Annotated in this window: 10 protein-coding genes, 2 tRNA genes and 1 pseudogene; 9 read left to right on the top strand and 4 right to left on the bottom strand. The window is 67.5% G+C overall.

The features are described from left to right. Window positions 1–19: 19 nt before the first annotated feature. Window positions 20–775, top strand: coding sequence for a ferritin-like domain-containing protein (locus tag ACFYTS_RS32570; RefSeq protein ID WP_387309231.1), 756 nt, complete (start codon window positions 20–22; stop codon window positions 773–775). A gap of 107 nt (window positions 776–882) precedes the next feature. On the opposite strand, the gene ACFYTS_RS32565 is transcribed toward ACFYTS_RS32570, so the two are convergent. Then, window positions 883–969 (bottom strand) — tRNA-Leu (locus ACFYTS_RS32565). A 222-nt stretch (window positions 970–1,191) separates the two neighbouring features. Between ACFYTS_RS32565 and ACFYTS_RS32560 the strand changes: the two genes are divergently transcribed. The 6 genes and pseudogenes from ACFYTS_RS32560 (at window position 1,192) to ACFYTS_RS32535 (ending at window position 7,398) form a co-directional block, all read left to right on the top strand. Further along, the gene (locus ACFYTS_RS32560; RefSeq protein ID WP_357097904.1) at window positions 1,192–1,815 is read left to right on the top strand and encodes an ANTAR domain-containing response regulator; all 624 of its coding nucleotides are present in this window, start codon (window positions 1,192–1,194) and stop codon (window positions 1,813–1,815) included. Between the two features lie 247 nt (window positions 1,816–2,062). Then, window positions 2,063–3,277: a branched-chain amino acid ABC transporter substrate-binding protein gene (locus tag ACFYTS_RS32555; RefSeq protein ID WP_387309272.1), complete on the top strand. Its 1,215-nt coding sequence runs from the start codon at window positions 2,063–2,065 to the stop codon at window positions 3,275–3,277. Window positions 3,278–3,356: 79 nt separating this feature from the next. Next, window positions 3,357–4,397 carry a branched-chain amino acid ABC transporter permease gene (locus ACFYTS_RS32550; protein ID WP_357285862.1) on the top strand — a complete coding sequence of 347 codons (1,041 nt, stop codon included), beginning with the start codon at window positions 3,357–3,359 and terminating at the stop codon, window positions 4,395–4,397. Then, window positions 4,394–5,626 carry a branched-chain amino acid ABC transporter permease gene (locus ACFYTS_RS32545; protein ID WP_387309230.1) on the top strand — a complete coding sequence of 411 codons (1,233 nt, stop codon included), beginning with the start codon at window positions 4,394–4,396 and terminating at the stop codon, window positions 5,624–5,626. Before ACFYTS_RS32550 ends, ACFYTS_RS32545 begins: the two co-directional genes overlap by 4 nt. A gap of 35 nt (window positions 5,627–5,661) precedes the next feature. Then, window positions 5,662–6,564: pseudogene (locus ACFYTS_RS32540) on the top strand (ABC transporter ATP-binding protein); the annotation flags it as partial. A 138-nt stretch (window positions 6,565–6,702) separates the two neighbouring features. Then, window positions 6,703–7,398, top strand: coding sequence for an ABC transporter ATP-binding protein (locus ACFYTS_RS32535; RefSeq protein WP_387309271.1), 696 nt, complete (start codon window positions 6,703–6,705; stop codon window positions 7,396–7,398). Between the two features lie 77 nt (window positions 7,399–7,475). Here the strand turns inward: ACFYTS_RS32535 and ACFYTS_RS32530 are convergent. Continuing rightward, window positions 7,476–7,548 (bottom strand) — tRNA-Trp (locus tag ACFYTS_RS32530). 121 nt (window positions 7,549–7,669) lie between these two features. Between ACFYTS_RS32530 and polA the strand changes: the two genes are divergently transcribed. Both polA and ACFYTS_RS32520 read left to right on the top strand, forming a co-directional pair. Beyond that, the gene (gene polA / locus ACFYTS_RS32525; RefSeq protein WP_387309229.1) at window positions 7,670–10,405 is read left to right on the top strand and encodes a DNA polymerase I; all 2,736 of its coding nucleotides are present in this window, start codon (window positions 7,670–7,672) and stop codon (window positions 10,403–10,405) included. A 539-nt stretch (window positions 10,406–10,944) separates the two neighbouring features. Then, window positions 10,945–11,376 carry a 2-keto-3-deoxygluconate kinase gene (locus tag ACFYTS_RS32520; protein ID WP_379106883.1) on the top strand — a complete coding sequence of 144 codons (432 nt, stop codon included), beginning with the start codon at window positions 10,945–10,947 and terminating at the stop codon, window positions 11,374–11,376. A 70-nt stretch (window positions 11,377–11,446) separates the two neighbouring features. Here ACFYTS_RS32520 and trxA read toward each other — a convergent pair whose 3' ends face one another. Together trxA and ACFYTS_RS32510 are read right to left on the bottom strand one after the other, a co-directional pair. After that, window positions 11,447–11,815: a thioredoxin gene (gene trxA / locus ACFYTS_RS32515; protein WP_357285874.1), complete on the bottom strand. Its 369-nt coding sequence runs from the start codon at window positions 11,813–11,815 to the stop codon at window positions 11,447–11,449. A 61-nt stretch (window positions 11,816–11,876) separates the two neighbouring features. After that, on the bottom strand, window positions 11,877–12,398 hold the full coding sequence (locus ACFYTS_RS32510) for a 2'-5' RNA ligase family protein (protein ID WP_357285877.1): 522 nt from the start codon (window positions 12,396–12,398) through the stop codon (window positions 11,877–11,879). Window positions 12,399–12,414: the final 16 nt, after the last annotated feature.

Below are 12,414 nucleotides of genomic sequence, written 5' to 3'. Positions count from 1 at the left end.
TCGAGATCGGAAGGCTCGTATGCGCGACTCTGATGAATTCACCAGGTGGACAACGGAATTCGAGGCGAAGGCGCGAGCCCGGGCTCGCGCGGGCGATCCCGACAGCGCCGGTGGGGTGACTCTGCATCCCGACCTCGCGCGCAGCATTCAACGCTTTCAGGTGGGGGAGTCGGGCGATGGGGCGCATCTCATCGCCAAGGCCGACGGGGCGGGTGATCCGGTCTACGCGGCGGCGGTCCGGCTGTTCGTCGCCGAGGAACGCAACCACGCGCGCCTGCTGCTGAACCTCCTGCGGGCGGCGGGGGAGAAACCGATATCCGGTCATTGGACCGACACGATCTTCGTCCGGCTGCGCCGGGGCCTGGGCCTGCGCCTGGAGCTCATGGTGCTGTCGGTCGCCGAGGTCATCGCCGTCCCCTATTACCGGACCCTGCGCGACGGCGCCCGCGACCCGCTCACCACCCGTACGGCCGCCCTCATCCTGGCCGACGAGCAACGCCACATCCCGTTCCACACCCACCGCCTGCGCCTGGGCTTCGCCTCGACCCCGGCGGTGTTCCGCCCCCTCATCCGCGCAGCGTGGTGGACCATTCTGCACGCCGCCATCCTGGTCGTCCTGCTCGACCACGGCCCCGCCCTGCGCCACTTGGGCAGCACCCGAACCGAATTCGCCCGCGCCGCCCGCGCCCTCTTCGCCCCGATCTGCGCCGCCGCCCTCCCGCCGCTCCGCGCCGAGAGCGTCCCGGCCCCTGAAGCGGGACCATCGGGCCGATGAGTAAGCGGGAACTTCTTGGCTCGGAGAGTGATTCGGGCTGCCGCGGACCGCAGCGAAAAGCAGAGAAAAAGGGCCGTCCCGATGATCATCGGAACGGCCCTCGACCTTGGTGCCGAGTGTGGGAATCGAACCCACACGCCCTTCCGGGCAACGGTTTTTGAGACCGTCGCGTCTGCCAATTCCGCCAACTCGGCGCACCGGAGGGAAATGATAGCGGGTCGTGGTGCAAACCAACTAATCGAGGGGGTCGGCGCGCGACAAGGTTGTGATACTGGTCGGTTTGCGCTGGGTACGTGGGTTGTAGGGCCGGGTGAACGGTACTCTTTGGGGGACTCGGGTGCGTGCTGGTCCTGTGTGGGTGGCGCAAGACGAGGTGGCATCGGGTATCGGATTTCGGAAGCGACAGGGGTTCATCTATGGGAACGACAGCAGGGGGCGGTTCGAAGAAGGACGCTGCGGCGTCCGCCCCCAAGCGGGTGGTGGTTGCCGAGGACGAGGCGCTGATCCGGATGGACCTGGTGGAGATGCTCTCCGAGGAGGGCTATCACGTGGTGGGTGAGGCGGGTGACGGTCAGCAGGCCGTGGACCTCGCCGTGGAGCTGCGTCCGGATCTGGTGATCATGGATGTGAAGATGCCGCGCCGCGACGGCATCGACGCGGCGGCCGAGATCGCGTCGAAACGCGTTGCGCCGGTGGTCATCCTGACCGCCTTCAGCCAGCGCGACCTGGTCGAACGGGCGCGCGACGCGGGGGCGATGGCGTACCTGGTGAAGCCGTTCACCAAGTCGGATCTGGTGCCGGCCATCGAATTGGCCGCATCGCGATTCCATGAGATCGCCGCGCTCGAGAGCGAGGTCGCGAACCTCACCGACCGGCTCGAGACGCGCAAGCTGGTGGAGCGTGCCAAGGGTGTGCTCATGCAGACCCAGGGGCTGTCCGAGCCGCAGGCGTTCAAGTGGATTCAGCGCACCGCCATGGATCGACGCACCACTATGAAGGCGGTCGCGGAAGTGGTGCTGGAGAACCTCGCACCGAAGTAAGTCGCATTTGCCGGGTCGTCGCCCTGTTGTTGCCACTAATGCACTGAAGAAATTTACAGTGCGGTAACAACAGGGCGTTCCACTTTAGTTGCGATGTCACATGAATGATTCGAATGTGATGCGGACCTAACGTGGCCCGACTATGTTTCTGTGCGGGCCGATCGATGGGGCGGCCCTCCTCGGTCACCCCGGGGGCGCACAGAACATGAGGTGAATCGTGCTTGGTTCAATGACGCGCACGTCGACCATGCGGCACAGTCGCGCGGTCAGGATGCTTGTCGTCGGGGCCGCGGCCGTACTCGCATTGGGCAGTGCCGGCTGCAGTAGCAAATCGACGGACAATTCGGGCGGAGGCGGGTCGAATCTGACCATTTCGCCCCTGGTGCAGGTGGACTCGCAGGGCAAGGAGGTCCCGGTCACGGACTCCAGCGCGGCCGCCGACCCCGCCGGTGACGGCAAGGGCAAGTGCGCCCCCCAGACCATCGCGATGGCTGGCCCGCTGACCGGCGACAACGCCAACCTCGGCCTCAACATCATCCGCGGTGTGAAGCTGGCGCTGGACCAGCACAACAAGGCCAACCCCGGCTGCCAGGTCTCGGTCAAGGAATTCGACACCGAGGGCGACCCGCAGAAGGCCACCCAGGTCATTCCGACCATCGTCAGCGACCCGTCGATCGTGGCGCTGATCGGCCCCACCTTCTCCGGTGAGACCAAGGCGACCGGCGCGATCCTCAACCAGGCCAACCTGCTGTCGCTGACGCCGTCGGCCACCAACGTCACCCTCACCACCAACGGCTGGACCAACTTCTTCCGCGGTCTGGGCAATGACGGCATCCAGGGCCCGGCCGTGGCCGGATACCTGAAGGGCACCGGCAAGTTCAAGAAGATCTGCGTCATCGCCGACGACTCCGACTACGGCACCGGCCTGGCCAAGACGGTCACCGAGGGCCTGGGCCCGATCGCCGACCCGAGCTGCGCGGCCAATGTGAAGGCCAAGCAGAAGGACTTCTCCGCGACCGTGTCGAAGATGGCCTCCGCCAAGCCGGACGGCATCTTCTACTCCGGCTACTACGCCGAGGCCGCGCCGCTGGTCAGCCAGCTGCGCGACGGTGGCGTGACCGCGACCTTCATCTCCGACGACGGCACCAAGGACGTCGAGTTCACCAAGCAGGCCGGCAGCAAGTCCAAGGACGCGCTGCTCTCCTGCCCGTGTGGTCCGGCCGGTGACAAGTTCGCCTCCGCCTACAAGGCGTTCAACAACTACGAGCCCGGCACCTACTCGACCGAGGGCTACGACCTGACCACGATCGTGCTCAAGGGCATCGAGGCCGGTAAGGTCACCCGCCCCGACCTGGTCGAATACGTGCGCGGCTACGACGGCCAGGGTCTGGCCCGTCAGTACAAGTGGAGTCCCACCGGTGAATTGGCCAACGCGTTGATCTGGATGTATCAGGTCAAGTAGCGATCACCGTTAATCGGAACAGCGTGTGCCGAATTCGTTTTCGGCACACGCTGTTTTCCACGACAGCGGAAAGTAACGAATGTCTGCACCCGCTTTGGCCGATGTGACCCTCCTCGCGAGCGGATCCATCAAGTTCGATCTGTCCGGCGTCGCCGATCAATTCTGGCGGCTCACCGTCGAAGGACTGACCTACGGCTCGATCTATGCCCTGGTCGCGGTCGGCTACACACTCGTCTACGGTGTGTTGCGCCTGATCAATTTCGCCCATTCAGAAGTATTCATGCTCGGCACCTTCGGCCAGTTGGTCGGATTGATGGTGTTCGGATTCGCGGCGAGCGGTGATACGTACTCCCAGGGTGTCGGACTGACCGTGGTCTACCTCGCAGCGGCCATGGTCTTCGGCATGCTGGTCTCCGGCGCGGCCGCGGTGGCGCTGGAGCGAGTCGCGTACCGGCCACTGCGCAAACGCGGCGCGAAACCGCTGATCTTCCTGATCACCGCGATCGGAATGTCGTTCGTCCTGCAGGAATTCGTGCACTACATCCTGCCCAAGCTCACCGGCAACAAGCTCGGCGGCACCAACGCGCAGCAGCCGATCCAGCTGGTGACGCCCACCGAGCAGTTCAAGTTCTTCGGCGCGTCGGTCACCAATGTCGCGCTGGTGATCGTGCTGGCCGCGGTCGCGCTGGCGCTCACCACCGAATTGCTGATCAACCGCACCAAATTCGGCCGCAGCATTCGCGCGGTGGCCCAGGACCCCGACACGGCGACGCTGATGGGCGTCTCCCGGGAGCGGGTCATCATGCTGACCTTCCTCATCGGCGGTGTGCTGGCGGGCGCCGCCGCGCTGCTGTACACGCTCAAGATCCCCAACGGCATCATCTACAACGGCGGATTCATCCTGGGCATCAAGGCTTTCAGCGCCGCGGTGCTGGGCGGTATCGGCAACCTGCGCGGCGCGCTGCTGGGCGGGCTGCTGCTCGGCCTGGCCGAGGACTACGGCCAGGTGCTCTTCGGCGATCAGTGGCGTGACGTGGTCGCGTTCGTGGTGCTGGTCGCGGTGCTCATGGTCCGGCCGACCGGCATTCTCGGGGAGAGCCTGGGGAGGGCGCGCGCATGACGGACACGAAAACGGCTCCCGCGCCGCATGGCTCGCCCGCGGGACGGGGCGTCGGCGACGCCATCCGCGCCTGGTGGGCCGGGCTCTCGCGACCGGCGCAGTGGGCGTTCGGCATTCCGGCGGTCATCGTGCTGGCCGCGCTGCCGCTGTTCAAGCTGCCGCTGCTGGACACGCCCGGCACCAGTTTCGGCGGGGTGATGGCGCAGTTCGCCATGTACGCGCTCATCGCCATCGGCCTGAATGTGGTTGTCGGACAGGCGGGCCTGCTCGACCTGGGCTATGTCGGCTTCTACGCGGTCGGGGCGTACTCGGTCGGTCTGCTGACCAGTCCGAACAGTCCCTGGAATCAGACCAATGGCGGCTGGCTCGATCCGCAGTGGGCGTGGCTGGCGTGCGTGCCGATCGCGATCCTGGCGACCGCGATCTCGGGTCTCATCCTGGGCACGCCGACGCTGCGCCTGCGCGGCGACTACCTGGCCATCGTGACCCTCGGCTTCGGTGAGATCGTCCGGCTGCTGGCCGACAATCTGCCCGAGATCACCAACGGCAGCCTCGGCCTGTCCCGCATCCAGTACCCGCACGTCGGCGAGTCCGGCACCCATCCGGGCGGCTACTTCTCCTCCGGCAATCTCGGTGACGTGCACACCTGGAATGTGCTGGACCGGGCCAACTCCGGCACCTGGTGGTACTGGCTGGGCATCGTCCTGGTGGTCGCCGTGCTCATGCTGGTCGGCAATCTCGAGCGCAGCCGGGTGGGCCGCGCGTGGGTCGCCATCCGGGAGGACGAGGACGCCGCCGAGATCATGGGCGTGCCCACCTTCAAGTTCAAGCTGTGGGCGTTCACGATCGGCGCGGCCATCGGCGGCCTGTCGGGCGCGCTGTACGCGGGTCAGGTGCAGTACGTGAATCCGCAGGGGTTCAACGTCATCAACTCGATGCTGTTCCTGTGCGCGGTGGTGCTGGGCGGGCAGGGCAACAAGCTCGGCGTGATCGTCGGCGCGTTCCTGATCGTGTACCTGCCCAACCGGTTCATGGGCGTGAACGTGGGCGGGCAGTCGCTCGGTGACTACAAGTACCTCTTCTTCGGTCTCACGCTGGTGGTCGTGATGATCTTCCGGCCGCAGGGGCTGTTCCCGGCGCGGCAGAAACTGCTGACCTACGGGCGGCAGGTGTATCGGGCGGTGCGACGGCCCGCGGTGGCCGCGCAGACGACGGGAGCTGGACAGTGACGGGGCCGGGCGACGCGCTGTTCGACAACGAGGACATGGCGGCCGGGTACGCGCGGCCCGAGGTCGAGCCCAGCGCGGGCATGCTCGACGTGACCGAGGTGCTGCCCGTCTACAAGGACCCCGAGGTGGTCGCGGAAGTCGTTGCGCCGCACCGTGACATCGAGACCGAGGTCGGCGCGCCGCTCTTGCGCACCGACGGGCTCACCATGCGGTTCGGCGGCCTCACCGCGCTCGACAATGTGAGCTTCGAGATCCGCCGCGGCGAGATCCTCGGACTCATCGGGCCCAACGGGGCGGGCAAGACGACCTGCTTCAACGCCATCTCCGGGGTGTACCGCCCGTCGGACGGCACGGTCTATTTCGACGGCAAGCCCCTGACCAAGACCAAGCGCAACGAGATCACCCGGCTGGGCATCGCGCGCACCTTCCAGAACATCCGGCTCTTCGGGGAGATGACCGCGCTGGAGAACGTGGTCGTCGGCGCGGACGCCCGGCACAAGACCTCGGTCCCGGGTGCTCTGTTCCGCACCCCGCGGCACCGCGCGGAGGAGAAGGACGCGCTCGAGCGGGGCATGGCGCTGCTGGAGTACGTCGGCATCGCGGCGCACGCGGTCGAGAAGGCGCGCAACCTCTCCTACGGCGATCAGCGCCGCCTGGAGATCGCCCGCGCGCTGGCGACCGAGCCGAAACTGCTGTGCCTGGACGAGCCCGCCGCCGGGTTCAATCCGAGCGAGAAGTCCGCGCTCATGGATCTGATCCGCAAGATCCGCGACGACGGCTACACGGTGCTGCTCATCGAGCACGACATGCGACTGGTCATGGGCGTGACCGACCGCATCGTGGTGCTGGAATTCGGCCGCAAGATCGCCGACGGGTTGCCGGAGCAGATCCGCCAGGATCCCGCGGTGATCAACGCCTACCTGGGCGTGCCCGACGAGGCCGACGCCGAGTCGGCCGAGGACGCGGCCGAGGCGCGAAGCATTGCCGCCGAACCGGTTCCGGACCTCGTCAAGCAGGCGCCCGGTTCCGTCGCGCCCACCACCTCGACCGGAGGGCCGCTGCTGACGGTCGAGGACATGGTCGTGAACTACGGCAGAATCCAAGCGCTGCACGGCATCTCGCTCGAGGTCGGTCAGGGTGAGCTGGTCACCCTGCTGGGCGCGAACGGCGCGGGCAAGACCACCACCATGCGCGCCCTGTCGGGCCTGCTGCCGCTGACCCGCGGCCGCATCATGTTCCAGGGCCGCGACATCACCCGCATGAAGGCCCACGAACGTGTGGTGGCGGGCCTGATCCAGGCTCCCGAGGGCCGCGGCGTCTTCCCGGGCATGACGGTCCAGGAGAACCTCGACATGGGTTGCCACGCACGGCCGTTCGCGTCCAAGGCGGACTACACGACAACACTGGACTGGGTCTTCGAGCTGTTCCCGCGCCTGCTGGAGCGCCGCCGTCAGGTGGGCGGCACCCTCTCCGGCGGCGAGCAGCAGATGCTGGCCATCGGCCGCGCCCTCATGGCCCGCCCGCAGCTGCTGCTGCTCGACGAGCCGTCGATGGGCCTGGCCCCCATGGTGATCCAGCAGATCTTCCGGATCATCGCCGACATCAACGCCCAGGGCACCACGGTCCTGCTGGTCGAACAGAACGCCCAGCAAGCCCTGACCCGCAGCGACCGCGCCTACATCCTGGAAACCGGCGAGGTGACCAAGACCGGCGACGGCCGGGCCCTGCTCACCGACCCCGCCGTCAAGTCCGCCTACCTCGGCGTCGGCTGACCGGCGTCGGCCGGCCCGTCCACCCCCGAAAAGCATTCGGGCCGGTCACCTTCCGGTGACCGGCCCGAACCTTCAAGCAGGGGCGACAGGAATCGAACCTGCAACCTGCCGCTTTGGAGACGGCTGCTCTGCCAATTGAGCTACACCCCTTGGCGGGGGCAACGCTACCAGGTAGCGGGTCCTGGATGAAATCGGTTTCGCTGACCTGGGGCGACGGGCCGAGTATGCCCGCTGCCCACGGATGTCGGGGGCGGTACCTAGACTCTTGCGGGTGACCCCTGCCTCTACTGATCAGCGCCCTGTTGCCGTGTCCGCATCGCCGTCCGGGGAGCAGCCGACCCTGCTGCTGCTGGATGGGCATTCGCTGGCCTATCGGGCGTTCTACGCGCTGCCGGCGGAGAACTTCAAGACGCAGAGTGGGCAGACCACGAACGCGGTGTACGGGTTCACGGCGATGTTGATCAATCTGCTGCGGGACGAGAAGCCCACGCATGTGGCGGCGGCGTTCGACGTGAGCCGTAAGACGTTCCGGACCGAGGCGTACCCGGAGTACAAGGCCAATCGGGCCACGACGCCCGACGAGTTCAAGGGGCAGGTGGAGACCACCCAGGAAGTGCTGGGTGCACTGGGGATTCCGGTGATGGCCATCGAGGGGTACGAGGCGGACGATGTCATCGCCACCCTCGTCACGCAGGCCGTGCCGGAGGGGTTCAAGGTGCTCGTCGTGACCGGCGACCGGGATTCGCTGCAGCTGGTCAACGACGACGTCACCGTGCTCTACCCGAAGAAGGGCGTCTCCGAGCTGACCCGGTTCACCCCGACCGCGGTGGAGGAGAAGTACGGGCTCACCCCGGCGCAGTATCCGGACTTCGCGGCGCTGCGCGGCGACCCGAGTGACAATCTGCCGGGTATTCCGGGCGTGGGGGAGAAGACCGCGACCAAGTGGATCCGCGAATACGGGGATCTGGCGACGCTGGTCGACCAGGTGGACAAGGTGAAGGGCAAGGTCGGAGACGCGTTGCGCGCCAACCTGTCCAGTGTCGTGCTGAACCGGCAGCTCACCGAGATGGTGAAGTCGGTGCCGCTGCCGTACACGCCCGAGCAGCTGGCCATGCAGCCGTGGGATCGGGACAAGATCCACCGCCTGTTCGACGAGCTCGAGTTCCGCGTCCTGCGCGACCGTCTGTTCGACACCCTGGCCCCGGTGGAGCCCGAGGCCGAGTCCGGGTTCGAGATCAGCGGCAGCGCGCTGGCGGCGGGCACCGTCGCCGCCTGGCTGGCCGAGCACGCCGGACCCGGTGTGCGGCACGGGGTTTCCGTGGTCGGCAACGGCTCGCCGGTCGCCGGTGACACCCAGGCCGTCGCGCTGGCCGCCGCCGACGGTGAGGGCGCCTACATCGACGTCCACACCCTGACCCCCGAGGACGAGAAGGCGCTCGGCGCATGGCTCGCCGACCCGGAGATCCCGAAGGCACTGCACGAGGCCAAGAACGCCATGCACGCCCTGCGCGGTCGCGGCTGGCAGCTGGCCGGGCTCACCAGCGACACCGCGCTGGCCGCCTACCTGATCCTGCCAGGCCAGCGCACCTTCAATCTGGAGGATCTGTCGCTGCGCTACCTGAGCCGGGAACTGCGCGTCGACAATGCCGGGGAGACCCAGCTGTCGCTGCTCGACGACGAGGACGAGGTCGACGCCGAGGTCGCCAACGCCCAGATGCTGCGCGCCCGAGCGGTTTACGACCTCGCCGACGCCTTCGACGCCGAACTCGAGCGCATCGAATCCACCGCGCTGCTGCGCGATATGGAACTGCCCCTGCTGAGCGTGCTGGCCGACTTGGAGGCCGCGGGCGTCGCGGTCGACACCGCTCAGCTCGAGCAGCTGCAGCGCGAGTTCGCCGACCGCGTCGCCGAGGCCGCCGAGGCCGCCTACGGCGTCATCGGCAAGCAGATCAACCTGGGCTCGCCCAAGCAGCTGCAGGTGGTCCTGTTCGACGAGCTCGACATGCCCAAGACCAAGCGCACCAAGACCGGCTACACCACCGACGCGGACGCGCTCGAGGGCCTCTACGAGAAGACCCAGCACCCGTTCCTGCAGCACTTGCTCGAGCACCGCGACGCCACCCGCCTCAAGGTGACCGTCGACGGCCTGCTCAAGTCGGTCGCCGACGACAGCCGCATCCACACCACCTTCAACCAGACGGTCGCCGCCACCGGCCGCCTGTCCTCGACCGAGCCGAACCTGCAGAACATCCCGATCCGCACCGACATGGGCCGCCGCATCCGCGACACCTTCGTCGTCGGCCCCGGCTACGAGTCGCTGATGACCGCGGACTACAGCCAGATCGAGATGCGGATCATGGCCCACCTGTCGAAGGACGAAGGGCTGATCGAGGCCTTCAACTCGGGTGAGGACCTGCACAACTTCGTCGCCTCCAAGGCCTTCGACATCCCGATCGCCGAGGTCGACCCGGAGCTGCGCCGCCGCATCAAGGCCATGTCCTACGGCCTGGCCTACGGTCTGTCCGCGTACGGCCTGTCCCAGCAGTTGAAGATCAGCGCCGACGAGGCCAAGGTCCAGATGGACATCTACTTCAACCGTTTCGGCGCCATCCGCGACTACCTGCACGACGCCGTCGATCAGGCCCGCAAGGTCGGCTACACCGAGACCCTGTTCGGCCGCCGCCGCTACCTGCCGGACCTGGATTCCAGCAACCGGCAGCGCCGTGAGGCCGCCGAGCGCATGGCTCTCAACGCCCCCATCCAGGGCACCGCGGCCGACATCATCAAGGTCGCCATGATCGACACCCAGCGGGCGATCCGGGCGGCGGGCCTGAAATCCCGCATGCTGCTCCAAATCCACGACGAACTCGTCTTCGAGGTCGCCGCGGGGGAGCGTGAGCAACTGGAATCGCTTGCGCGCGAGCACATGTCCAATGCCATCGAGCTGTCGGTGCCGCTGGAGGTGTCTGTGGGCGTGGGCCGCAGCTGGGATTCGGCCGCGCACTAGGGAACTCGACACGCACTCGCGAGTCGCGCGACACGCGGACCGCCCGCACCGGGTTTCGGTGCGGGCGGTCCGCGTCTCGGACGCCGTCCGCGCGTGCTGGGGCACCCGCTCGCTACCCGCTGTACGGGTTGCCGGAATTGCGTCGACCTGGGGATGTTCACGAAACGGATGTTTGCCGGGCCCACAATGTTTGCTCGCGGCCGCGCCGGAGGCCGTGTGGCGCCCGTCGCATTGGCGGTGACCTGCGACGAAGTTACTCGTGGGTCCCTCACGAATGTGGTTGCCATTGCGTGAGCGTCCCCCTATGCTCGACCCCGTGCCGAATCCCGCCTCCAGCCGCAGCGCAGCGCTCGATGTCGCAGACCGCGACCGCGCAGCGCTTATTTCGCTTACCGCGAATGTGGCCGGCGATCGCGTACTCGTAGTTCTCCGCCGTAGCGGGGTCTGATTCGGACCGGCCCCTCGCTGCGGCCGATAGAACTTTCTTTTGCTGGTCCCCTCTGTCAATTCTTCGGAAGAAGTCGGGAAGACCTAGTTCAATGACCATCACCCTGGATACCGCCATGTTCATCGCCGCCGCCCCCGCGAGCCTGCGGGCCGAATGCGCAGGACTGACCCCCGCCGAGTTCCACGACCGCTACTGCGACCCGATGGGCCCGGTGAAGCTCAGCGACTGGACCCCGATCGGCGACCGCGCCGGTACGGCCACCCTGGAAATCGCCTCCCACCTGCGCACCGTCGTGGCGACCGGCAGCCCGGTGGCCGCGCTCACCTCGGCGCTCTACGACGAGGGCTACCCGGTGGAGATCCTCGCCTTCCACCAGCGCCGCACCCAGGACGGCACCGCCACCTTCGTGCAGTGCGAGTTCAACGGCCGCCGTGGCTGGGGCGCCGCCCTCGCCGACGACGCCGCCGAGTCGACCATCCGCGCCATGATCGCGGGCATCAACCACCTCGGCTCGCACTTCTGATCCCTCCGTGAAAAGCGAAGCGCCGCAACTCCTTCGGGAGTCGCGGCGCTGACGCTGCGGCGGGAGGCGGCTACTTGGCGGATTCCTGCTCGGCGAGCTGCTTGCGCACCTCGTCCATGTCGAGGGCCTTCACCTGGGTGACCAGATCCTCGAGCGCGGCCGGGGGCAGCGCGCCGGGCTGCGCGAAGACGAGCACGCCCTCGCGGAACGCCATGATGGTCGGGATGGAGCGGATGTTGGCCGCGGCGGCCAGTCCCTGCTGATCCTCGGTGTCGACCTTGCCGTGCACCACGTCGGGGTGGGCTTCGGACGACTTCTCGAAGGTGGGGGCGAAGCTGCGGCACGGACCGCACCACGAGGCCCAGAAGTCGACGAGAACCACGTCGTTACCGGTGACTACCTCGTCGAAGTTCTGTTCGGTCAGGGTCTGGGTGGCCATGGCTTCCTCTCGTATCGATGTCCCCGGTCCAACACCGGGCCCTGCGGTTATCTTCCCCGCGCTACCGGGCGGGCCGGTCACCGGCGGTCACCGACCATTCGGCGCGCCGGTCACCGTCCCATCGGCGGATGCCCTCCACGGTAGCCCGCACGTCCTTGTCCCAGCCCACCGCGCCCAGTGCGGCGTCGAATTGGCCCGGTTTCAGCCGGCGGGCGAGGGTGACGTGCGGGGTCCAGCTGTCGGGCCGGACATTGCCGGGGATACCGGGGCAGTCGGCGATGACGCGGAACAGCCTGTGCTGCAAGGAGATCAGCGGTTCGGACGGCACCACCGCCCGAACCAGCACGGCGGCACGGGATCCGAAGACCAGCAGTCCGCCCAGGCGCACCGGGAACGGCCGGAAGTCCTGCTGCGCCAAGACCTTGTCCAGCCGGGGCCAGATCTCGGCGGCCACCGCGATGGTGATGTGCGGCCGGTACCCGGGCCCGGGCGTGTGCAGGCCGAGTTCGCTCAGCGCCGCCCACTGCCGCCGCACCGCGGCCTCGGACGCCTCGTCGAGCACCAGTTCCACCGATTGCACCATGGTGTCCTGAACTTAC

It is taken from the genome of Nocardia sp. NPDC004151, assembly GCF_042874235.1.
Classification (GTDB): domain Bacteria; phylum Actinomycetota; class Actinomycetes; order Mycobacteriales; family Mycobacteriaceae; genus Nocardia.
The sequence above is the reverse complement of the archived record's forward strand: the minus strand, read 5'-3'. Positions and strand labels throughout refer to the sequence as shown.